The following is a 20,849-nucleotide window of genomic DNA, read 5'->3' on the forward strand; positions in this document are numbered from 1 at the left end:
TAGTCTTAACCCACTGCCGCGACTGGAGCGCGCTTGGTCAGCCCCAGCTTTTCGCGCACCTCTTGCGGGCCGATAACCCGCGCGCCCATGTTTTCGATGATGGTTCCGGCGCGTTCTACCAGTTGCCAGTTTTCAGCAAGAACGCCCTTATCCAGCCAAAGGTTATCCTCAAGCCCCACACGCACATTGCCACCCGCCAACACGGTGGCCGCCACATAGGCCATCTGGTTTCGACCCAAAGAAAACGCGCTAAACGTCCAATCCTGGGGCACGTTGTTCACCATCGCCATGAACGTATTCAGATCATCTGGTGCGCCCCACGGAACCCCCATGCATAGCTGAACCAAAGCGTTCGGCTCCAGAATCCCCTCTTTCACCAGTTGCTTGGCGAACCACAGATGACCGGTGTCAAAGGCCTCGATCTCGGGCTTCACCCCCATATCCGTCATCATCTGCCCCATCGCCCGCAGCGCACCGGGGGTATTGGTCATCACATAGTCAGCTTCGGCAAAGTTCATGGTGCCGCAGTCCAGGGTGCAGATCTCGGGTAGACATTCGGCAATATGCGCAACGCGCTCGGACGCGCCGATCATATCGGTCGCGGCCTCATTGACCGGAAACGGGCTTTCCACACCGCCAAACACGATATCTCCACCCATCCCAGCGGTCAGGTTCAGCACCACATCCACGTCTGCATCCCGAATACGGTCGGTCACCTCGCGATACAAGTCCAGACGACGGCTTGGCGCACCGGTTTCGGGATCGCGAACGTGACAATGAACAACGGCGGCGCCCGCCTTGGCGGCCGCGATCGCACTGTCCGCAATCTGCTGCGGCGAACGCGGCACATGCGGGCTGCGATCCTGTGTCCCCCCCGAACCCGTGACGGCACAGGTGATAAAGACTTCGCGGTTCATTTCCAGCGGCATAGCGTTCTCCCCAAGATATACCGTGATTTAACCAGAGTTTTCCCCAGGCTTGTCCCCGGATTCCGATTTGCGTTCCAACCCGACTCTGACGCAGCCTTGAGGAAACACTTGTCAGAATGCGAATCGAACTTGATGCAATCCGCAAAAAACATACTGCAGCCAGAACATCGCGCCCTGAAAACGGCAGTGCTGGTGCTGGACGAATGCAACACGCTCAGCTTTGCGTCGGCCGTTGACCCGATGCGCGCGGCGAACCGTCTGGCCGACCGTCCCGCTTTTGACTGGGACTACGTTACGGCGACGCCGGAACCTGCAACGCTGACCAGTGCCTTGCAGGTACCCGGTATACCACTTGCGCGACTGCAATCCTGCGACCTTCTGATTGTCGTCGCGGGTTTCCAGCTGGTACGCCATGCAACACCAAGCTTGCTGGCCGGGCTGCGTCGCATTGCAGGTACCGGTGCCGCTCTGGCAGGTATCGACGGCGGCCCTTGGCTCTTGGCCGAAGCGGGGCTTCTGGATGGTCATGCGGCAACCACGCATTGGGAAGACCTCGACAGTTTCGCCTCGCGGTTCCCGGATGTAGACGTGCGCCCCGACCGCTTTACTGTCTCACACAACCGGCTGACATCCGGCGGAGCGATCCCCGCGGTCGAGATGATGTTGCACATAATCGCGGCTCGTCACGGCGCCGGCTTTGCCGCACGTGTGTCCGGTTTGTTTTTGTACGACGGGGCGCCAGCGCCAACAAAACCACAAAGCCGCACCGGCGCACCGCACCGCCATACCGCATTGACCGCAAAGGCGAATGCGCTGATGCAAGCATCTTTAGATGACCCCCTGCCCTTGGCGGACATCGCGGCGACGCTGCACACAAGCCCTCGCACTCTGCAGCAACAATTCCGACTGCGGTTGAATACAACGCCTCAGGATCATTACCTGCAGCTCAGACTGGCCGAAGCGCGCCGACTGGTCACCGACACTGAGATGCCACTGATGGATATAGCCCTTGCCACGGGCTTTGCCTCGCAATCCAGTTTTGCGCGCGCCTTTCGTACGGCCCACGGTCTGTCAGCCCGCGACCTCCGGCAAGAGCGGACCTTCCCCACCCATCACTGACGGGATCCGCTTCATCTGGCCCTAAATATCCCGGGGGAGTCGCGCGCAGCGCGGCGGGGGCAGCGCCCCCTAAAAAGGCAGCGGATGCGCGCGGTGCGCCTCGGAAATATCGGACAGCACTTCAGAAGACAGCTGGACATCCTTGCCATCCAAGATCCGCTCAAGTTGCTCCACTTTAGTGGCCCCAAAAATCGCGCTGGTCATGAAAGGCCGCGTCCGGCACCAGGCAAGCGCCATGTGTACAGGGTCCAATCCGTGCCGCTCAGCAATCGCGAGGTAGGCTGCAACGGCTTCGAACGCGCGCTCGCCCCGCCGCCCACCAACGTCGGGAACCAAGGACATACGCGAGCCTTCGGGCACCGCCCCGCCTTGATACTTTCCGGTCAAAAACCCGGCCGCCAAGGGGGAAAAGGCCAACAGGCCCACATCCTCATGAACGCTTAGCTCGGCCATATCCGTATCAAAGTGGCGACACATCAGCGAGTATTCATTCTGGATCGACGCGACCCTTGGCGCACCCTGTTCCTCGGCGATGCGTAACCACTGCGCGGTGCCCCAGGCACTTTCGTTTGACAGACCAAAGGCTCGGATATTGCCCTTTTCGACCTGGGCCTGAAGAACCGCAAGGCATTCCGACATGTTCTCCAACACCTCAGCAGTGTTGTGCCCGCTGGGCGCATAGCTCCAGTTCTGGCGGAACATGTAACTTCCGCGATTTGGCCAGTGGAACTGGTACAGATCAATGCAGTCCGTTTGCAACCGCCGCAGCGAACCTTCGATTGCCCCGGGAATTGAAGCGGCCGTAATCGGGGCACCATCTCGAACATGCGACATGCCCGCACCCGAATGTTTGGTCGCAAGAATATACCCCGATCGACGCGCCGGGTTTGCGGCATTCCAATTGCCCAGATACGCCTCGGTCCGTCCGATCGTCTCCTTGGCGATTGGGTTTACGGGGTACATCTCGGCCGCATCAACAAAGTTGATCCCCGCATCCAACGCCATGTCCATTTGCCGATGCGCGTCTGCCTCAGAGGTTTGCGACCCAAAAGTCATGGTGCCAAGACACAGATCCGTCACCATCATGCCGGTGCGGCCCAAGGGCTTCAATTCCATCTGTCGATCTCCTGAGAATTTCTTTTGATGCCAGACCTCAAGCCTCGGCCTTCTTTTCCCACCGGCCCGATTCCTCGGACCAGTACTGCGCCGAGCAACCCGCGGACGTCAGGTCTTTCCACTGCCCGCGCGCGTGTTGAACTGCTTGCTCATCATTGCCGTCGAACAAGATACAGACCCGTTCAAGAGCCGTGACCTCTTCGGCTGCGACGGCGGCTCCGTCTACGGCCATGACGCATGCCGGGTCGTTGGTGGCCTCTGGTCCGGTCGTTAGCAAGATCGGCTGGGCCCGGTCATGGGTACCACCGGCACGTCCGTGCGGCAGGAACCCTTCGTCGGGTCCCAACCACAGTTTTTCATCCAGCCAGTCCATCCGTGCAGGATCAGTACCACGCACGGCAATCTTCCACCCAGCTTGCAGCGCCTTTTCCAGCAGCACAGGCAAGGTGTGCTCCAGCGGCTGACGCGTCAGGTGATAGAAATAGACGGCCCCCATACGCTTACTCGAAGTTGTCCTGCACCAAGCGGCTCAACGCGCGGACACCCCAACCTGTGGCCCCTTTTGGCGCATAGGTCGTCTCAGACGCGACCGAGGCCACCCCTGCAATGTCCAAGTGGATCCAGGGGGTGTCTTCTTTCACGAAACGTTGCAGAAACTGTGCGGCAGTTATCGAACCCGCCGGGCGGCCACCGACATTTTTCATGTCTGCAATGCGCGATTTCAACAGATCATCATAGGCTTTGCCCAGGGGCATCCGCCACGCACCCTCGTCTTCGGCTGCGGCCGCCTTGAGGAACGCGTTGCAGAACGTGTCATTGTTCGAAAACACACCCGCATTCTCGTGTCCCAACCCGATAATGATCGCGCCGGTCAAAGTCGCCAGATCAATCATGCCGACCGGTTTGAACCGTTCCTGTGCGTACCACAGGACATCACACAGAACCAAACGCCCTTCGGCATCCGTGTTGATAATCTCGACCGTGTCGCCCTTCATCGACTTGACCACATCACCGGGACGGGTGGCATTGCCCGAGGGCATGTTCTCGACCAGACCGACCAATCCGACAACATTGGCCTTGGCTTTGCGTTTGGCCAGTGCTCGCATGGTGCCTGCAACGACGCCAGCGCCGCCCATGTCCATTGTCATGTCTTCCATGCCACCGGCTGGTTTGAGCGAAATACCCCCGGTATCAAACACGACACCTTTGCCAATCAACACCAGCGGCGCATCGTCCTTGTCGCCGCCCTTCCACTGCATAACCACGACCTTGGATGGGCTGACTGAACCCTGACCAACGCTTAGCAATGTGCGCATACCCAGTTCGGCCAACTGGTCTTCTTCCAGTACTTCGACCTCAAGCCCCAGTGACTGCATCTCGGACAGGCGGTCGGCAAACTCGGTCGTCGTCAGAACATTAGCCGGTTCATTGGTCAGGTCGCGCGTCATCAGAACACCGTCAGCGATCGCATATAGCGGCGCAAAGGCCGCTTCGACCTCGTCGGGTTTCTGATGCGCGATTGTCACCGTCGCCGCATCTTCTGAGTCTTTGGTTTTGTGAACGTCGAAATCATAACTGCGCAGTGCAATCCCCATCGCCAGATGTTCGGACTTGGCTTGATTGGCAGCCATGACCAACAGCGGCTTACCTCCGGCAACTTTGGCAAGTGCGACACCGGCCTTACGCGCCTCATCCTCGGCTGGACGGCGCGGCAGGACGAGGATATTCAATGCGACCGCAGCCATTCCCGCAGGCCATGCCAGAGAAATCACGTCACCTGTTTTGGCTTTGGCGAACCTTTCGCTTTCAACCAGCCGTGCGACGGCCCCACGTGTCAGTCGGTTAGCGCGCCGGGCAGCCGGTCCCATTTTGCCGTCATCAGGGATGATGACCACTACGTGGCCTTCAGCCTGCGCCATCTGGTCTGCGTCAAAAGGCTGAAACTGGATAGGGATAAGACTGCTCATTGCGAACTCCTCAAAAACTGTTCCCCAAGACCTAGCCCGCGTCGGGCGGCTTGACCAGATAGCAGTTTTCCCCGACCGCCAATTGCAGTACAGTTCAGAAAAAATTCCGGCAGGTTCGGGGGAGAAAAAGAAGTGGCAAGACAGGGCAGGCATAAGCCGTCGCGAGCGGGCGCGGTTTACGACTCTACGTCGGGCCCATCTTGGTTCTCAACATTTCAAGCCGCAACGGGGGAAAAGCTGTGATCCTGGATCGCTATTTTGCCCGACGGTTCATCCAAAGTTTTCTACTGATCGGCAGTATTTTTCTGTCTCTTCTGATTCTGATCGACCTGATCGAGCAGGTACGCAGGTTTGATGATGAGAATCTATCCTTTGGTCGGCTTCTACACCTCACGCTACTGAACACGCCCGCAGCTATCAGCGAGATGCTGCCTTTGCTGGTGATCTTGTCGACCATAGCCTTGTTCGTGGGACTGGCCCGCAGTTCAGAGCTGGTGGTGACACGGGCCATAGGTCGATCGGGCATTCGGGCCTTGCTGGCACCGGTAGCATTGGCTCTGCTGATTGGGGCCGCAGCGGTTGCGATCCTGAACCCAATCGCCGCGGCGACATCCGAAGTATACAGTCGGTTGTCGGATTCTTACCGCAACAACGGCAGGTCAGCCTTTTCGATCAGCAGCGAAGGGCTATGGCTGCGCCAAGCCTCTGAGAACGGCCAGTCTGTGATTCATGCGCGCGGCACGACAAATGGCGAAGCGCTGAAACTTAATCAGGTGACAATCACAACCTTTGCGCAGGATGGCACCCCCGTACAACAAGTCCTTGCTGACAACGCGGAATTGGCCCCTGGGAAATGGGTTTTAACAAACGCCAAGGTCTGGTCACTGGCCGCCGACACGAACCCCGAAAGCAGTGCAGTCGAACATGACGTGCTTGAGGTCCCAACCTCTTTGACCCGTCAACGTATTCTGGACACGCTGGGGCAGCAGGGATCAGTGTCGGTCTATGATCTGCCCGAGTTAATACGTGATTTGAGAGATGCCGGGTTTTCGACTAAGCAGTACGAAGTGTGGCTTCAGGTGCAATTGGCGCGACCGTTCTTCCTTGCCTCGATGGTTCTGATTGGCGCGGCCTTCACCATGCGCCACGTTCGTTTCGGAGGCACCGGAATCGCGGTTTTGTCGGCCGTTTTGCTTGGCTTTGCCATCTACTTTGTACGCAACTTTGCCCAAATCCTGGGAGAAAACGGACAATTGCCTATCTTCGTCGCGGCCTGGGCGCCTCCTTTTGCCGCCATCCTTTTGTCATTGGGTCTGTTGTTGCACGCGGAGGACGGCTGATGCGTTTGCTTTCAAGCCTGTTTCTATCTGCGGCTGTGGGTTTGGGCTTGCCAATGGCAACGTCGGCGCAAACGCAACCAGGATTAGGCCCAACCCAAGACACCGCGCAAGAAGAACAGCCGGCCCTGCTTGTCGCCGACAAAATTTTCATTACCCCTGAACGCGTTTTGGTTGCCGAAGGTAACGTCGAAGCCTTTCAGGGCGACGTTAAAATAACGGCAGACCGCATAACCTATGACCGAGATTCCGGGCAACTGACGCTGGATGGGCCGGTCCGCCTTGATCAGGGTGGTGCTACCACCCTACTGGCGGATTCCGCAGAGCTGGACAGCGGTCTTCAGAACGGGCTGCTGATCGGAGCCAGAATGGTCTTTGAACAACAGGTGCAGGTCGCCTCGGTTCAGGCCAAACGTGCAGGGGGCCGCTACACCCAGTTCAACAAAGTTTCCGCTACATCCTGCCACGTCTGCGCGAATGGCAAGCCCCCACTTTGGCAAATCCGGGCCCGCAAGGTGACGCACGACCAATTGGAACGGCAATTGTACTTTGAAGGTGCGCAATTTCGGATTTTGGATTTGCCGGTTTTCTATTTCCCGTACCTGCGCCTGCCCGACCCCACACTGGACAGGGCGACCGGATTCCTTGTCCCTTCTCTACGCACGACGTCGCAATTGGGAACCGGCCTTCAGGTGCCCTACTTCTTCAAACTCGGCGACCACCTAGATCTGACGCTGACACCTTATGTTTCGTCCAGGACGAAAACTCTGGGCTATCGGTATCGTCAGGCGTTCAAACGTGGCCGCATCCAGTTACTGGGCGCACACACGCGGGACGATTTGCAACCCGGAGAGGATCGTGGATATTTCTTTGCGGATGGCTTCTTCAACCTAAACGACGGCTACCGGTTCACCTTCGACATCAAGACAACATCTGATGATGCTTATCTTGCAGATTATGGCCTGCCGGATTTCGACCGTCTGCGGAGCGAAGTCGCCTTGGAAAGGATACAGCGCGACACTGCATTTCGAACCAGTTTTATCCACTATAAAACCCTTAGGGACAGCGAAGAACAGGATGAGATTCCGTCCCGTGTGTTTGACCTCAACTATCAAAAACGGCTTTTCCCCACATCTGTCGGTGGCGAAGTTCGGCTTGGATTTGTAACGCACGCACATGAAAGAACCTCGGACGAAGATGTCTTAGGTCGCGACGTGGCTCGCGCAACATTTGATGCCGAATGGCTGCGCAGTTGGATCTTTACGTCAGGGGTACGCGCTGACGCTCGACTAGGGGCCGCTGTCGATACGTTCAATATTCGGCACGACAGCAACTTTGCGGATCAGGTCACCCGAACAACCCCTCGCGCAGCACTGACGCTGCGCTATCCCATGACGCGGCGTGAACAGTCTGGTGCGACGCAAGTTCTGGAACCAATAGCACAGGTCGGTTGGACCCAGGTGTCCACGAACGACGTTCCTATCGACGAAAGTACCTTTCAGGAGTTCGACCAAGGGAACCTGCTGTCATTGTCCCGCTTCCCGGCACCGGATCGCCGTGAGGACGGCGCCACAGGTGTCATCGGCGTCAACTGGGCGCGCTATGGTGCCAATGGTTGGAGGGCACTGGCAACCGTCGGACAGGTGTTTCGAGCCGATGCTGATCCCGAATTCAACCTGACATCTGGCTTGCAGGGTACGACGTCTGATCTACTGCTGGCGGGACAATTGCAAACAGCAAACGGCTGGTCACTGGCAGGACGCGGGTTAGTGAACGGAGATTTCAGTTTTGCCAAGGCCGAAATGCGGGCCGCGTGGCAACAAAGTTCAGCCGGTGTCGCAGGCAGCTATATCTGGCAGGAACCTGATCCGGACGAAAACGCCGATGATGAGATTTCGGAAATTCGGCTGGACGGGCGATACCGTGTAGATCAAAACTGGATGACCCGCGCCCTTGCACGATATGATTTGAGCGAATCCGAACCCATCCGCTACGGGCTTGGCGTGACATATCAAAACGAATGTGTACAGGTTAACATGACCGTCAGCAGACGCTTTACTTCGTCGACTACTATTGAGCCTTCGACAGAATTCGGGTTTACCGTAGCTCTGACGGGTTACTCCGTTGAAGGTGGCGGCCAACAGTTCAAGAGAAGATGCAGTTGATTTCAGGTTTCTCCAGTCTCGCTCGTTCCTGCCTGTGCAAAGCGGCAGCACCCGTGTTGGCCATGGCGCTAAGCCTTGGTGCTATTTCTGCAGATGCGCAGGGCCTCTTTTCGCCAGCGATCAAGGTTAACCAGGACATCGTCACCTGGTACGAGCTTGAACAACGCCAGCAGTTCCTCAGCGTATTGGGTGCACCCGGCTCATCCGATGAAGAAGTTCGGCAAGCCCTGATTGATGACCGCCTGCGCAAGCAAGTCATGCGAGAGGCTGGAATTTCGATCAGCCCCGAAAACATTCAGCTAGGCATTGATGAATTCGCGTCGCGCGGCCGCTTAGAAACGGAGGAGTTTCTGAGTTTGCTGGCCGAGGCAGGCGTTTCGCGTGAGACTGTCCGCGATTTTGTCGCCGACCAATTGTCTTGGCGTGATTTTATTTCGGCACGTTTCCTGTCTCAGGCTCGCCCGTCTGAGGATGAGGTTAACCGAGCCCTCGGTCAGGCAGGCGGCGGCGGTCTTCAAGTGCTTTTGTCCGAAGTCATCATACCGGTCAATCCGCAGACTGTAGCGCAAGTAAACCAGTTGGCCGAAGAGATTTCACAGGTCGAAGGATTTGGTGCCTTTTCCGCTGCCGCAACCCAGTATTCTGCGGCTGGAACCAGAAACAACGGCGGGCGGTTGGATTGGTTGAACATCACTGACTTGCCTCCCGCTCTGCAGCCCGTGATTCTCGGCCTTAAAAATGGTGACGTGACACAACCGATCACGCTCCCTAACGCTGTGGCCTTGTTCCAGCTTAGGGGCCTACGCGAAATCGCATCTGGCACACCAACCTATTCCAAGATCGACTATGCAATCTACAACTTGCCCGGCGGTCGCAGCGCTGAAACCCTAGCCCGAGCAGCCAAGCTGCGTGAAGAAATCGACAATTGCGATGACCTGTATGGCCTCGCTAAAGACCAACCCGAAGAAGTATTGCAGCGGATTGAGGCGGCACCAGCAGAAATCCCCCGCGACGTTGCGCTGGAATTGGCGAAACTGGACCTGAACGAAGTTTCGACCAACCTGACAGGAAACAATGGTCAGACCCTGCGGTTCCTGATGCTGTGCACCCGCACTTTGGACCGCGGCGAAGAAACATCGCGCGTGGACGTAGCCAACGCCCTGACGCAACAGCGCTTGCAAGCGTTTGCGGACAGCCTTTTGGAACAGCTGCGCGCGGACGCGATAATTATCGAGCAATGACAACCCCAATCGCGCTCAGCTGTGGCGACCCGGCCGGAATAGGCCCTGAGATAGCCGCGAAAACATGGGCAAATCTGCGGTCAACTTGCCCGTTTTTCTACATCGGCGACGCGCGTCATCTGCCATCAGACACGCCTTACCAAAAGATCCATGACCCGGGGCAAGCAGTTCAGGTTTCCTCCGAAGCCCTACCGGTTCTCCAACTGGATTTCCCGGCAGAAAACACGCCAGGTGAGCCCTCTCCGGCCAACGCTCCCTACGTGATCGAGTCGATCGAAAAAGCAGTGGCTCTGGTCAAAGCAGACCAAGCGTCAGCCATTTGCACAGCACCTATTCACAAAAAGGCGCTAATTGACGGTGCAGGCTTTGCCTATCCCGGACATACCGAGTTTTTGGCGGCGCTGGCGGGGCGTAGCCGTGTCGTAATGATGCTGGCCAGTGACCAATTGCGCGTCGTGCCTGCCACAATCCATATCCCGCTATCCCGGGTAACAGCCGAGCTAACCCCTGACCTTCTTCGCGAAACGATCACTATTACCGCCGAAGGCTTGCGCGCTCAGTTTGGAATTGCGCGTCCTCGCATCGCTGTTGCGGGCTTGAACCCACATGCTGGCGAAGGCGGTAAAATGGGTCATGAAGAATTGGACTGGATTGGCCCACTCATCTCAAGCCTGCCAACTGAAACCTACTCCGTAACCGGCCCTCATCCTGCAGACACACTTTTTCATGCAGCCGCGCGCGCTCGGTACGATGCAGCGATTGCGATGTATCACGATCAGGCCCTGATCCCGATCAAGACACTGGATTTCGACCGGGGTGTAAACGTCACACTGGGCCTTCCGTTCATCCGAACATCGCCTGACCACGGAACAGCACTGGATATTGCAGGCAAAGGCGTAGCCAACCCGACAAGCCTGATTGAGGCCCTGAAGTTAGCCCAACGTATGGCAAAAAGCCCTTGATCCTTCACCTGGCTGAAAATATCCCCGCCGGAGGCAAAAAAATTCTGGCGCTTCTCCTTCAACCCGCGCCACGGTAACCGGATCATGAGCGCCATAGACAACTTACCCCCGTTACGGGCCGTCATTGCAGAGCATCAGCTTTCAGCGCGCAAATCGTTGGGGCAGAACTTTCTTCTGGACCTCAACCTAACCGCCAAAATAGCGCGCCAGGCAGGTGACCTAAACCAATGTGACGTGCTCGAAATCGGGCCCGGACCCGGCGGCCTGACGCGCGGCCTGTTATCTGAGGGCGCACGTAAAGTCGTGGCGGTAGAAAAAGACACGCGCTGCATCGCTGCGTTGCATGACATTGCCGCTGCGTATCCCGGCCGCCTCGAAGTCATCAACGGCGACGCACTTGAAATCGATCCATTGGCCCACCTGACCCCACCGATACGCGTGGCTGCCAACCTGCCTTATAACGTTGGCACAGAATTGCTTGTTCGCTGGCTGACGCCCGCGGAATGGCCGCCGTTCTGGCAGAGCCTGACTTTGATGTTTCAACGCGAAGTCGCTGAACGGATCGTCGCGCAACCTGGCAGCAAAGCATATGGCCGTCTGGCAATTCTTGCCCAATGGCGCGCCGACGCCCGCATTGCGATGTCATTGCCGCCCGGCGCGTTCACACCACCACCAAAAGTATCCAGCGCTGTGGTCCATCTGACGGCCTTGCCTCAGCCGCGTTATCCTGCCGACGCAGCGACCTTATCCCGCGTCGTGGCCGCCGCCTTCAATCAGCGTCGAAAAATGCTAAGGGCATCGCTGAAAGGTATTGCACCTGATATCGAAGACCGCCTTATGACCGCTGGCATCCAGCCGACAGAACGGGCCGAACAGGTGCCGCTCGAAGCGTTTTGCGCCCTGGCTCGTGAAATCAAGCCCGTTTAAAACAAAAAAAGCCCCGGCATTTTCAGGCCGGAGCTTTGGATGGGAATACAGGAAACGTTTATTCAGCCGCTTCCGGTGCGTCGCCCTTGTCAGAAGGTGCCTCTTCGGCAGCCGGTGCAGGCTTAGGCTTGCGCGCGCGTGGTTTACGGGCAGGCTTTTCCTTTTTCTCGGGTGCTTCCGCCTCTTTCGCCTCAGGGGTTTCGACCAAACCGGATTCCGGTGAGGCCTCTTGGGCGGTGAAATCCATGACGTCAGGCTGCGGTGCCTCTGCCGGGTCGGCTTGCCGGGCAGCTTCGCGCTCCTGACGTTCTGCGCGTTCGCGATCGCGTTCTGCCTGACGTTCACGGTTTTGGCGTTCTTGCTCTTCGCGGCGGGCTTCCATTTCGCGCTGCGCTTCGCTCAGCAACCGCAGATAATGCTCTGCGTGTTGCTGAAAGTTTTCAGCGGCCACACGGTCATTGGACAGCTGCGCATCGCGTGCAAGCTGATTGTATTTGTCAATAATCTGCTGGGGCGTGCCGCGCACTTTGCCCTCTGGGCCCGAGCTGTCGAAAACCCGGTTTACAACGTTGCCGCCAGAAGGACGATTGCGGTTATTCTTGGCCCGTGAGCGGGATTTGGAAGATCTCATCTACTTTAGTCAGCCTTGTCATTCACTGCCGATTACGTCGCGTCTCGCACTGCTCAATGGCTTTAGCCGGAACGCGATGTCGACTTTTTTGGGCTTGGCGTCAGGGGCCCGCTGCAACAGCGTCAACCTCTCCGACTGATCCTGAGTAAACACGTCCTACGCGATCAGACAAGGGGTTTGTCCAAATTTTCGCAGCTTTTTTACATCAATCGGCGCTTTTCAGCCTCATAAACGCCGGTTACCCCGGCATTCTTGCGAAAACGACGCGATCTCGGCCGTCCAGATCGGGAATAATGCGTGTTTCCGCAAGGCCCGCCGCTTGGAATAAGGCTGCAACGCTATGGCCCTGAGTTGGGCCGATCTCGACCAGCAACCGCCCACCCGGCAAAAGGAAATCTGGTGCCCCGGCTGCGATCTGGCGGTATGCACCCAACCCGTCGCCCTCATCGGTCAAGGCCATTCTCGGCTCATGCTCGCGCACTTCAGGCGACAAGGCGTTCATCTCAGGCAGCGAAATATAAGGGGGATTGGAAACAATTAGATCGAAACGACCCTCAATGTTTTCAAACCAATCCGAGCGTGTGATTTCAATTCTGCCTTGAACCTTGTGCTGAACGGCGTTCGCGCTGGCCTGAAGGCAAGCAGCCTCGCTCAGATCCGCGCCCAAACCCGTGGCGCTGGTTCGTTCGGCCAGTAAGGTCACCAAAATACAGCCGGAACCAACCCCGAGATCAAGCACACGGTCAAAAGGCTCGCTCAAGACTGCCTCGACCAATATCTCTGTCTCTGGTCGCGGGTCCAGCACGTCGCTGCTGACCCTGAAACGACGGCCGTAGAACTCTCGCTCGCCCAACAAATGAGACACCGGAATGCGGATAGCGCGAAGCGCAATCAATTGCTCGTAACGTTCCGCAATTTCGGGCGAAAGTTCCTCAGGCGCGATGAGCGTCACGCGACTGGCTTCAATCCGCGCCGCATGCGCAAGCAGAACCCGCGCATCGCGCGCGGGGTCATCAACACCTGCCGCCCGCAGTCGCGCCGTTGCAGCGACCATCGCCTGGGCGGCTGTTAGCGCAGAAATCATTGCGACATCTCCGCCAAAAGACGGGCCTGATCATCTGCGGTCAGGGCGTCAATGATTTCATCCAAATCACCCTGCATGACCTGATCCAGCTTATACAGCGTCAGGTTAATCCTGTGATCTGTCATGCGCCCTTGCGGGAAGTTATAGGTGCGAATGCGTTCGGATCGGTCCCCCGATCCAACTTGACTGGCCCTGTCGGCCGAACGCTCGCTGTCGATCCGTTGACGTTCCAAATCATAGAGGCGGGTCTTTAACACCTGCATCGCGATCTCACGGTTGCGATGTTGCGATTTTTTCGAACTGGTCACCACCAACCCGGTGGGCAAGTGCGTGATCCTGACCGCCGAATCGGTGGTATTGACATGCTGCCCACCTGCCCCGGAGCTGCGCATCGTGTCGATGCGAAGGTCATTGGCATCAATCTGGATGTCCACGTCTTCCGCCTCGGGCAAAACCGCCACTGTGGCCGCAGACGTGTGGATGCGTCCACCACTTTCGGTTTCGGGCACGCGCTGTACCCGGTGCACGCCGGATTCGTACTTCATCCGGGCAAAAACGTTATCGCCCTTGATGTGAGCAACGACTTCTTTGATCCCACCCAGATCCGAGGCCTGTTCTTCGATGATTTCAAATCGCCAACCGCGCGCTTCAGAATAGCGTTGGTACATACGAAGCAAATCACCTGCGAATAGTGCAGCCTCATCCCCGCCTGTACCGGGGCGAATTTCCAACATGGCCGGGCGCGCATCCGCCTCATCACGCGGCAAAAGCGCCAGTTGCAATGCGCGTTCTGCCTCCGGGATCCGGGCCTGCAGATCGGGAATTTCTTCTTCGGCCAGTTCTTTCATGTCGGGGTCGGACAGCATGGCTTGCGCCTCGGCAAGGTCCGCCACCAGTTGTCGCCATCCCATGATCTGATCAACCACAGGCTTAAGATCCGAGTATTCTTTGGCCAAAGCCGCAATATCCCCGCCCGACGCACCATCGGCCATGGCCGCTTCGAGGTATTGGAATCGCTGAGTTATCTGTTCAAGGCGTTCTTCGGGGATCATCCCGGCGGTGTCTATCAAACCGGGGCTTTGGTCAAGGGCCGAGCTTGTGTTAGGCTATCCCGTATGAAGGGGTTGGTTTTCATTTTATCGCTGGTCGCAGTACCTGCCATGGCGGATTACGTCGGGCCGGACGGGAAAGTGCGCGACTGTTATTGCACGGACAAGTCAGGATCGCGCGTGGAACTGGGCGAGATGATCTGCCTACAGGTCGATGGTCGCATGTTCATGGCCCAGTGCCAGATGTCGCTGAACGTGCCGATGTGGCGCGAGGTGCAAGAGGGATGCTTGTCGTCAGGGCTGCAGAGCAGCAAGCCACCCATCAACTCGGTGACGGTTTACCCCAAAATCTGAACGGCCAAAGCGCAATCGACCGTAGATTCGCAGTGTTTCACCGTCCTGCTGCGCGGTGGTGTAGTCGGGAAAGCCGATCCCTTTTGTGCGGGTGACATAGGTGATCATGCCGTCGTTAACCGAACCCGCCAGAACCGAAGTACGCGGTGCGGTTCTGGCAATCGCGTCAAATCTCGCCAACCCTTCGGGCCCGGTTTCAACAACCCGAATGACACCGCCGCGCAAATTCTCATCCGCATCACCGATTGGTGCAACATGCCAATCCGCCGTATCAGAGGGCGCGAACCGTACATAGCCCAAGGCCAATACAGCCAACGCGACCCCCAGCCAAAGCAACATTTTCTTCATCCCGACCTCTTTCTTTCAGCAGACCATATGCCGTTTACATCATCCGGCAAGATGGGACGAATTGGCCTACCGCGACGTCACACCCGGCAGAATACACAGCAATTCGAAAAGAAGGTTGGCCGCCGTCAGCGCTGTGTTGCCCGAAGCGTCATAAGGCGGGGAAACTTCGACCAGGTCGCAACCGACCACGTTAAGGCCTCTTAACGCCTGGATGAGTTGCAATGCTTGCGGCGTTGTCAGCCCGGCAATTTCGGGTGTGCCCGTTCCGGGGGCAAAAGACGGGTCCAAGCTGTCGATGTCGTATGAGATGTAAACGGGGTGCTCGCCAATATCTTTGCGGATTTGCGCACCAATCACTGTCAGATTCTGTTGCCACAACTCCCACGCTGGAAACTGCTTGAAACCCCAACCTTTGGCCTCGGTCAAATCCGATGCGGAATAGCCCGAACCGCGAAGACCTATTTGGAACGTCTTGTCAGGGACGATCAAACCTTCCTCATATGCGCGACGGAAAACTGTGCCGTGGGTCTCTTTCTCACCAAACATTTCGTCATTCACATCGGCATGGGCATCGACATGTACCACCGCTACAGGCCCATGTTTGGCAGCAATCGCGCGTAGGATTGGCAGGGTAATTGCGTGATCTCCGCCCATCGCGACCGGCGTGACATCCTGCGCCAGAATGGCGTCATAGCTTTCCCGGGTGATCTTGAGGCTATCAGCCAAGGAAAATGTATTGATGGCGAGATCACCGATATCGGCAATCTGAAGGCTGTCAAACGGCGCAGCAAACGTCGCCATGTTGTAGGGTCGGATCATCGCGCTTTCGCTGCGGATTTGCTTGGGCCCGAACCGTGCACCAGACCGCCACGAGGTGCCTATATCCAAAGGAACCCCTAGAATGGCAACATCCAAACCCGCCAGCGACTCGGCCTGCGGTAGTCGCATAAACGTATTTGGCCCCGAAAACCGCGCCAGATCATTGCCGCTGATCGGTTGGTTGAACTCTGCCATGCTGATACGCCTCTTGTCCGGTAGTGTTGGTTCACCGATACCGGAAAGATGGCTAACCAATGGTTAAGGCTGCAGCTTGTTCCACCCCAAAAGGCAAATGATCTGAGTCGCCACATGAGCCCCGGCAATCGCCGTTGCGCCGGATGTGTCATAGGGCGGAGAGACCTCGACCACATCGCCACCCTTGATGTTGATCCCGGCAATATCACGCAGGATGATCTGGGCCTGAATGGAACTCAGCCCACCCCAAACCGGCGTACCGGTGCCGGGGGCAAAAGCCGGGTCCAGACCGTCAATGTCAAAGCTCAGATACACCGGGCTATCACCCAGAATTCCTTTGATCTTTTGAGCCACTGCGGCGGGCCCGGCCTCGTAAACCTCGCGGGCATCAATGATGTTTACGCCCAACGTGTCCTCGTTCGTTGTGCGAATTCCAACCTGAACCGAACGCTTTGGGTCAACGATCCCCGATTTCACCGCCTTGTAGAACATTGTCCCGTGATCGACCCGAGACATATCATCATCCGCCCAGGTGTCCGTATGAGCATCGAATTGCAACAGAGACATCGGCCCATATTTTTCGGCATAGGCTTTCAGGATCGGGAAACTGATATAGTGGTCGCCCCCCAATGCGACCGAGGCGACATCTGCGGTCAGAATGGTGCGAATATGATCAGTCAGGGTATCGGGAAACGCCGGAATATTGGCATAGTCATAAGCCATGTCACCATAGTCGATGATCGCCAATTCGCTCAGGGCGTCAAACGGCCACCCGTAGGGCGCATCCGGCGACTGCAGCGCACTGGCTTCTCGGATCGCGCGGGGCCCCAGTCGGGTTCCGGGTCGGTTGGTCACCGCCTGATCAAAAGGCACGCCGGTTACGGCAATATCCGCACCCTTTAACTCTTTGGTGTACAACCGCCGCAGGAACGAGGTCGCGCCGCCGAAAGTGTTTTCGAAGGACAAGCCCTTGAGTTCATCATTGGTGAACGCTTCGTCCACCTGATTTTTTGCGTCTTCCAGTGCCATTTCTATCCCCGTTCAGCCCAATGGCTGCGCCTTTTCGACGATGCGCGCAAAAAAGGATGCCCCCACTGGCGCAACATCGTCGTTGAAGTTGTATTTTGGGTGGTGCAACCCGGCGCTGTCGCCCTGCCCAAGGTTCAGATAGGCCCCCGGTCGCGCGTTCAGCATGTAAGAGAAATCCTCGGCCCCCATGTTGCGGGTCATGTTGTCGACCACGTTATCTTCGCCCGAGATTTCGCGGGCCACATCCGCCGCGAACCCGGCCTTGGCCGCATCGTTGATGGTGGCGGGATAATTCACCTCATAATCCAGCCGCGCCTCAACCCCGTAAGAGGCCGCCTGCCCCTGTACGATCTGTTCCATCCGCTCCATCACCATTTTCTGGACCGACGGGTCAAAGGTGCGCACAGTGCCGTTGATATAGGCGGTGTCGGGGATCACGTTGTTGACCGTCCCGGTGTGGATCTGCGTGACCGAGACCACCAGATCGTCCAGCGCATGGTGATTGCGGCTGACGATGGTTTGCAGCGCCTGCGCGATGCCACAGGCGGCCATGACCGGATCGCGGGTCTCATGCGGCATGGCCCCGTGGCCGCCAACGCCCTGAATATGGACGTGGAACGTATCCACCGCCGCCATGATCGCGCCCGGCGTGGTGTAAAACGCCCCCTCGGGGATGCCAGGCGCGTTGTGCAGGGCATAGACCTGCGAGATGTCGAACCGGTCCATGATGCCGTCTTCGACCATCACGCCCGCGCCGCCGCCCTCTTCCTCGGCGGGCTGAAAGATCAGCGCCACGCGGCCAGCAAAATTTCGCGTCTCGGCCAGATAGCGCGCCGCCCCCAGCAGCATGGTCGTATGCCCGTCATGACCACACGCATGCATCTTGCCCGGATTGGTCGAGGCATAGTCCATGCCCGTCTCTTCGGGGATCGGCAGCGCGTCCATATCGGCGCGCAGGCCAATCGTGGGCCCATCCGCCCGCCCGTTGATGATCGCAACGATGCCGGTTTTGGCGATCCCCTCATGCAGTTCATCCACCCCGAATTCACGCAGGCGATCGGCGACAAAGGCGGCGGTCTCAAAGCATTCGAACTCCAGTTCGGGAATGGAATGCAGGTGCTGACGCCATGCGGTCATATCGGCGGCGAAATCGGCAATTCGGTTGACGACGGGCATCTGGGGTGGACTCCTGATCCTGACTGCGGAATGGATGCATCTGACACGGGAACGAAAGGGTTCGCAATGGCTGAAAATCCCCTGATCCACGACAGTGACGCGGGTATAGAACGTCTTTTGGAAATCATGCGTCGTTTGCGTGACCCCGAGTCCGGTTGTCCGTGGGATATCGAACAGGATTTCGCCACTATCGCCCCCTACACAATCGAAGAGGCTTATGAGGTCGCCGACGCCATTGAGCGTGAAGCCTTTGACGAATTAAAGGGCGAGTTGGGCGACCTGCTGTTTCAATCCGTCTTCCACGCGCAAATGGCTGAAGAAGCGGGTCATTTCACCTTTCAGGACGTGGTGCGTACCATGTCGGACAAAATGGTTACTCGCCATCCCCACGTATTCGGTGACGAATCCCGCGATAAATCCGCCGCGCAACAAACGCAGGACTGGGAAACCATCAAAGCAGCAGAACGCGCAGGTAAGGAACAAAAAGGGGCTCTGGATGGCGTAGCAGCCAACTTGCCTGCCCTTCTACGCGCCCACAAATTGCAAAAACGAGCCGCCCGTGTCGGCTTCGACTGGCCCGACGCAAGCCATGTGCTGGCCAAGATCACCGAAGAAGCCGCCGAATTGGAGGAAGCCCGCGACAGCATGGACCCCGATGCGCTTGAGGATGAATTCGGAGATTTGCTGTTCGTAATGGTCAACTTGGGTCGCCACCTTGGCATAGAACCCGAGGCCGCTCTGCGTCGTACAAACGCCAAGTTCACCCGACGCTTTGAGCAGGTCGAGGCGCGCCTTGCCGCCCGGGGCAAAACGCCCGTTCAAAGCGATCTGGCTGAAATGGACGCCCTTTGGAATGAGGTGAAAACCGAGGAACACCGCGCCAATGGCAAACTCCCGCCGGTGAAAGCGGTGAGCGACTCGTAATACGGGTAGACAACTCCGCGCGCACTTGCGAGTGTCCGACCTTCACGATGCCCGGAGACAGCCATGCCCCCTCGCAAGATCATCATCGACACCGATCCCGGACAGGATGATGCCGTCGCCATTCTGTTGGCCCTCGCCAGCCCGCAAGAGATTGAGGTTTTAGGCATAACCACTGTCGCCGGAAACGTCCCTCTGGCACTAACGTCCAAGAACGCCCGGATTGTGTGCGAGCTGGCGGGTCATACAGAAGTACCTGTCTATGCCGGGTGTGACCGCCCGCTGAAAAGGCAATTGGTGACCGCGGAACACGTACATGGAAAAACAGGTCTGGATGGACCGAACCTGCCCGATCCGAAGATGGAACTGTCGGACGGCCACGCGGTGGATTTTATCATTGAGACTCTGCGCGCCCATGAACCGGGCACCGTAACGCTCTGTCCTTTGGGGCCTTTGACCAACATCGCGACCGCGTTTGAAAAAGCACCGGACATCGTTGAACGCGTGCAGGAAATCGTTCTGATGGGCGGTGCGTATTTCGAGGTCGGCAACATTACTCCGACGGCAGAGTTCAACATTCACGTCGACCCAGAAGCCGCTGATATCATTTTTAAATCCGGACGCCCAATCGTTGTGATGTCATTGGACGTGACACACAAGGCGTTGGTTACCAAGCCCCGGAATGACGCGTTCCGTGCGATCGGTAACAAAGCCGGAATAGCCGTCGCTGAGATGACCGATTTCTTTGAACGATTCGACAAAGCGAAATACGGCAGCGAAGGCGCCCCCCTGCACGATCCTTGTGTGACCGCTTACCTCATCCAGCCTGAGTTGTTTTCCGGCCGGCATGTGAATGTCGAGATCGAAACACAATCCGAACTGACGATGGGTATGACGGTGGCCGACTGGTGGGGTGTCACAGACCGCAAGCCTAATGCGCTGTTCGTGGGTGACCTTGATGCCGATGGTTTTTTTGCCCTTCTTACGGAAAGGCTGGCCCGACTATGAGCGCCGCACTCCGATTGGCACGCCCAGAAGATCTGGAGCGCTTGATGACCCTTGTCACCGCATTCCACACCGAGGCAGGCATCGCTCAGGACACGGATCAAACCCGAAACACGCTAATGCCTCTGCTTGAAGGCATCCCGCACGGATGCATCTACCTGATCGGTCCCGGTCGTGCGCCGCTTGGATACATCATTATGACCTTCGGCTGGTCTGTCGAGTTCGGCGGCATGGACGGTTTTGTGGACGAAATTTACATTCGTCCAGCCGTCCGAGGTCGTGGGATCGCCTCCGAAGTCATGTTGGCGTTGCCAAAAGCCCTCGCTGGTGCCGGGCTAACCGCCCTGCACCTTGAGGTCGACCGAACCAATGAAACCGCGCAGAAACTGTATCTGCGCACCGGCTTCAAGCCGCGCGATCGGTATATGTTGATGAGCAAAAAGCTCTGATAGCAGTCTGGTATTCAGCCCCCCAG

At 57.6% G+C, this 20,849-nt stretch carries 21 protein-coding genes; 10 read left to right on the top strand and 11 right to left on the bottom strand.

Annotation, left to right across the window (positions count from 1 at the left end; all coding sequences use genetic code 11):
- Positions 1 to 5: 5 nt before the first annotated feature.
- Complete coding sequence (bcoG, locus tag ACR0DG_RS02020) at positions 6 to 929, bottom strand: 3-dehydrocarnitine:acetyl-CoA trimethylamine transferase BcoG (RefSeq protein ID WP_480693814.1); 924 nt, start codon at positions 927 to 929, stop codon at positions 6 to 8.
- Between the two features lie 132 nt (positions 930 to 1,061).
- Between bcoG and ACR0DG_RS02025 the strand changes: the two genes are divergently transcribed.
- The gene (locus ACR0DG_RS02025) at positions 1,062 to 2,048 is read left to right on the top strand and encodes a GlxA family transcriptional regulator (RefSeq protein ID WP_480693816.1); all 987 of its coding nucleotides are present in this window, start codon (positions 1,062 to 1,064) and stop codon (positions 2,046 to 2,048) included.
- Between the two features lie 69 nt (positions 2,049 to 2,117).
- On the opposite strand, the gene ACR0DG_RS02030 is transcribed toward ACR0DG_RS02025, so the two are convergent.
- The 3 genes from ACR0DG_RS02030 to ACR0DG_RS02040 are packed head-to-tail and all read right to left on the bottom strand — an operon-like array spanning position 2,118 to position 5,131.
- Positions 2,118 to 3,164, bottom strand: a complete 1,047-nt coding sequence (locus tag ACR0DG_RS02030; RefSeq protein WP_480693818.1) for an aldo/keto reductase — start codon at positions 3,162 to 3,164, stop codon at positions 2,118 to 2,120.
- Positions 3,165 to 3,201: 37 nt separating this feature from the next.
- Entirely contained in the window at positions 3,202 to 3,660 is a 459-nt protein-coding gene (locus tag ACR0DG_RS02035) for a DNA polymerase III subunit chi (RefSeq protein WP_480693820.1), read from the bottom strand.
- A 4-nt stretch (positions 3,661 to 3,664) separates the two neighbouring features.
- Entirely contained in the window at positions 3,665 to 5,131 is a 1,467-nt protein-coding gene (locus ACR0DG_RS02040; protein WP_480693822.1) for a leucyl aminopeptidase, read from the bottom strand.
- A 239-nt stretch (positions 5,132 to 5,370) separates the two neighbouring features.
- Between ACR0DG_RS02040 and lptG the strand changes: the two genes are divergently transcribed.
- The 5 genes from lptG to rsmA all read left to right on the top strand — a co-directional run bounded on the left by lptG (position 5,371) and on the right by rsmA (position 11,763).
- Positions 5,371 to 6,471, top strand: a complete 1,101-nt coding sequence (gene lptG, locus ACR0DG_RS02045; RefSeq protein ID WP_480693824.1) for an LPS export ABC transporter permease LptG — start codon at positions 5,371 to 5,373, stop codon at positions 6,469 to 6,471.
- A complete protein-coding gene (locus ACR0DG_RS02050) occupies positions 6,471 to 8,633 on the top strand; it encodes an LPS-assembly protein LptD (protein ID WP_480693826.1) in 2,163 nt (720 codons plus the stop codon). Before lptG ends, ACR0DG_RS02050 begins: the two co-directional genes overlap by 1 nt.
- Positions 8,624 to 9,874 carry a peptidylprolyl isomerase gene (locus ACR0DG_RS02055; RefSeq protein ID WP_480693828.1) on the top strand — a complete coding sequence of 417 codons (1,251 nt, stop codon included), beginning with the start codon at positions 8,624 to 8,626 and terminating at the stop codon, positions 9,872 to 9,874. Before ACR0DG_RS02050 ends, ACR0DG_RS02055 begins: the two co-directional genes overlap by 10 nt.
- Positions 9,871 to 10,836, top strand: a complete 966-nt coding sequence (gene pdxA / locus ACR0DG_RS02060) for a 4-hydroxythreonine-4-phosphate dehydrogenase PdxA (RefSeq protein WP_480693830.1) — start codon at positions 9,871 to 9,873, stop codon at positions 10,834 to 10,836. The genes ACR0DG_RS02055 and pdxA overlap by 4 nt, the downstream gene beginning before the upstream one ends.
- Positions 10,837 to 10,920: 84 nt before the next feature.
- On the top strand, positions 10,921 to 11,763 hold the full coding sequence (gene rsmA / locus ACR0DG_RS02065; RefSeq protein WP_480693832.1) for a 16S rRNA (adenine(1518)-N(6)/adenine(1519)-N(6))-dimethyltransferase RsmA: 843 nt from the start codon (positions 10,921 to 10,923) through the stop codon (positions 11,761 to 11,763).
- Positions 11,764 to 11,821: 58 nt separating this feature from the next.
- Here the strand turns inward: rsmA and ACR0DG_RS02070 are convergent, their stop codons facing one another.
- The 3 genes from ACR0DG_RS02070 to prfA all read right to left on the bottom strand — a co-directional run bounded on the left by ACR0DG_RS02070 (position 11,822) and on the right by prfA (position 14,530).
- Positions 11,822 to 12,394: a DUF4167 domain-containing protein gene (locus ACR0DG_RS02070; protein WP_480693834.1), complete on the bottom strand. Its 573-nt coding sequence runs from the start codon at positions 12,392 to 12,394 to the stop codon at positions 11,822 to 11,824.
- A 238-nt stretch (positions 12,395 to 12,632) separates the two neighbouring features.
- A complete protein-coding gene (gene prmC / locus ACR0DG_RS02075; RefSeq protein ID WP_480693836.1) occupies positions 12,633 to 13,478 on the bottom strand; it encodes a peptide chain release factor N(5)-glutamine methyltransferase in 846 nt (281 codons plus the stop codon).
- Complete coding sequence (gene prfA, locus ACR0DG_RS02080; protein ID WP_480694969.1) at positions 13,475 to 14,530, bottom strand: peptide chain release factor 1; 1,056 nt, start codon at positions 14,528 to 14,530, stop codon at positions 13,475 to 13,477. The genes prmC and prfA overlap by 4 nt, the downstream gene beginning before the upstream one ends.
- A gap of 63 nt (positions 14,531 to 14,593) precedes the next feature.
- Between prfA and ACR0DG_RS02085 the strand changes: the two genes are divergently transcribed.
- A complete protein-coding gene (locus ACR0DG_RS02085; RefSeq protein WP_480693838.1) occupies positions 14,594 to 14,881 on the top strand; it encodes a hypothetical protein in 288 nt (95 codons plus the stop codon).
- On the opposite strand, the gene ACR0DG_RS02090 is transcribed toward ACR0DG_RS02085, so the two are convergent.
- The 4 genes from ACR0DG_RS02090 to ACR0DG_RS02105 all read right to left on the bottom strand — a co-directional run bounded on the left by ACR0DG_RS02090 (position 14,822) and on the right by ACR0DG_RS02105 (position 18,448).
- Positions 14,822 to 15,229, bottom strand: a complete 408-nt coding sequence (locus ACR0DG_RS02090) for a DUF1499 domain-containing protein (protein WP_480693840.1) — start codon at positions 15,227 to 15,229, stop codon at positions 14,822 to 14,824. The genes ACR0DG_RS02085 and ACR0DG_RS02090 overlap by 60 nt on opposite strands.
- Before the next feature lie 66 nt (positions 15,230 to 15,295).
- On the bottom strand, positions 15,296 to 16,243 hold the full coding sequence (speB, locus tag ACR0DG_RS02095; RefSeq protein WP_480693842.1) for an agmatinase: 948 nt from the start codon (positions 16,241 to 16,243) through the stop codon (positions 15,296 to 15,298).
- A 63-nt stretch (positions 16,244 to 16,306) separates the two neighbouring features.
- Entirely contained in the window at positions 16,307 to 17,272 is a 966-nt protein-coding gene (speB, locus tag ACR0DG_RS02100) for an agmatinase (protein ID WP_480693844.1), read from the bottom strand.
- A gap of 12 nt (positions 17,273 to 17,284) precedes the next feature.
- Positions 17,285 to 18,448: a M20 aminoacylase family protein gene (locus ACR0DG_RS02105; RefSeq protein WP_480693845.1), complete on the bottom strand. Its 1,164-nt coding sequence runs from the start codon at positions 18,446 to 18,448 to the stop codon at positions 17,285 to 17,287.
- Positions 18,449 to 18,514: 66 nt separating this feature from the next.
- Between ACR0DG_RS02105 and mazG the strand changes: the two genes are divergently transcribed.
- The 3 genes from mazG (at position 18,515) to ACR0DG_RS02120 (ending at position 20,823) form a co-directional block, all read left to right on the top strand.
- Positions 18,515 to 19,372 carry a nucleoside triphosphate pyrophosphohydrolase gene (gene mazG / locus ACR0DG_RS02110; protein WP_480693847.1) on the top strand — a complete coding sequence of 286 codons (858 nt, stop codon included), beginning with the start codon at positions 18,515 to 18,517 and terminating at the stop codon, positions 19,370 to 19,372.
- Positions 19,373 to 19,435: 63 nt separating this feature from the next.
- Positions 19,436 to 20,377 carry a nucleoside hydrolase gene (locus ACR0DG_RS02115; protein ID WP_480693849.1) on the top strand — a complete coding sequence of 314 codons (942 nt, stop codon included), beginning with the start codon at positions 19,436 to 19,438 and terminating at the stop codon, positions 20,375 to 20,377.
- Entirely contained in the window at positions 20,374 to 20,823 is a 450-nt protein-coding gene (locus ACR0DG_RS02120) for a GNAT family N-acetyltransferase (RefSeq protein ID WP_480693851.1), read from the top strand. The genes ACR0DG_RS02115 and ACR0DG_RS02120 overlap by 4 nt, the downstream gene beginning before the upstream one ends.
- Positions 20,824 to 20,849 lie beyond the last annotated feature (26 nt).

It is taken from the genome of Ruegeria sp. BG8 (assembly GCF_056538325.1).

What these genes read in the sequence shown, in the direction of transcription:
- bcoG (WP_480693814.1), bottom strand. Translation starts at nt 929, where the DNA reads ATGCCGCTGGAAATGAACCGCGAAGTCTTTATCACCTGTGCCGTCACG.
- ACR0DG_RS02025 (WP_480693816.1), top strand. Translation starts at nt 1,062, where the DNA reads ATGCAATCCGCAAAAAACATACTGCAGCCAGAACATCGCGCCCTGAAA.
- ACR0DG_RS02030 (WP_480693818.1), bottom strand. Translation starts at nt 3,164, where the DNA reads ATGGAATTGAAGCCCTTGGGCCGCACCGGCATGATGGTGACGGATCTG.
- ACR0DG_RS02035 (WP_480693820.1), bottom strand. Translation starts at nt 3,660, where the DNA reads ATGGGGGCCGTCTATTTCTATCACCTGACGCGTCAGCCGCTGGAGCAC.
- ACR0DG_RS02040 (WP_480693822.1), bottom strand. Translation starts at nt 5,131, where the DNA reads ATGAGCAGTCTTATCCCTATCCAGTTTCAGCCTTTTGACGCAGACCAG.
- ACR0DG_RS02050 (WP_480693826.1), top strand. Translation starts at nt 6,471, where the DNA reads ATGCGTTTGCTTTCAAGCCTGTTTCTATCTGCGGCTGTGGGTTTGGGC.
- ACR0DG_RS02055 (WP_480693828.1), top strand. Translation starts at nt 8,624, where the DNA reads ATGCAGTTGATTTCAGGTTTCTCCAGTCTCGCTCGTTCCTGCCTGTGC.
- pdxA (WP_480693830.1), top strand. Translation starts at nt 9,871, where the DNA reads ATGACAACCCCAATCGCGCTCAGCTGTGGCGACCCGGCCGGAATAGGC.
- rsmA (WP_480693832.1), top strand. Translation starts at nt 10,921, where the DNA reads ATGAGCGCCATAGACAACTTACCCCCGTTACGGGCCGTCATTGCAGAG.
- ACR0DG_RS02070 (WP_480693834.1), bottom strand. Translation starts at nt 12,394, where the DNA reads ATGAGATCTTCCAAATCCCGCTCACGGGCCAAGAATAACCGCAATCGT.
- prmC (WP_480693836.1), bottom strand. Translation starts at nt 13,478, where the DNA reads ATGATTTCTGCGCTAACAGCCGCCCAGGCGATGGTCGCTGCAACGGCG.
- prfA (WP_480694969.1), bottom strand. Translation starts at nt 14,530, where the DNA reads ATGATCCCCGAAGAACGCCTTGAACAGATAACTCAGCGATTCCAATAC.
- ACR0DG_RS02085 (WP_480693838.1), top strand. Translation starts at nt 14,594, where the DNA reads ATGAAGGGGTTGGTTTTCATTTTATCGCTGGTCGCAGTACCTGCCATG.
- ACR0DG_RS02090 (WP_480693840.1), bottom strand. Translation starts at nt 15,229, where the DNA reads ATGAAGAAAATGTTGCTTTGGCTGGGGGTCGCGTTGGCTGTATTGGCC.
- speB (WP_480693842.1), bottom strand. Translation starts at nt 16,243, where the DNA reads ATGGCAGAGTTCAACCAACCGATCAGCGGCAATGATCTGGCGCGGTTT.
- speB (WP_480693844.1), bottom strand. Translation starts at nt 17,272, where the DNA reads ATGGCACTGGAAGACGCAAAAAATCAGGTGGACGAAGCGTTCACCAAT.
- ACR0DG_RS02105 (WP_480693845.1), bottom strand. Translation starts at nt 18,448, where the DNA reads ATGCCCGTCGTCAACCGAATTGCCGATTTCGCCGCCGATATGACCGCA.
- mazG (WP_480693847.1), top strand. Translation starts at nt 18,515, where the DNA reads ATGGCTGAAAATCCCCTGATCCACGACAGTGACGCGGGTATAGAACGT.
- ACR0DG_RS02115 (WP_480693849.1), top strand. Translation starts at nt 19,436, where the DNA reads ATGCCCCCTCGCAAGATCATCATCGACACCGATCCCGGACAGGATGAT.
- ACR0DG_RS02120 (WP_480693851.1), top strand. Translation starts at nt 20,374, where the DNA reads ATGAGCGCCGCACTCCGATTGGCACGCCCAGAAGATCTGGAGCGCTTG.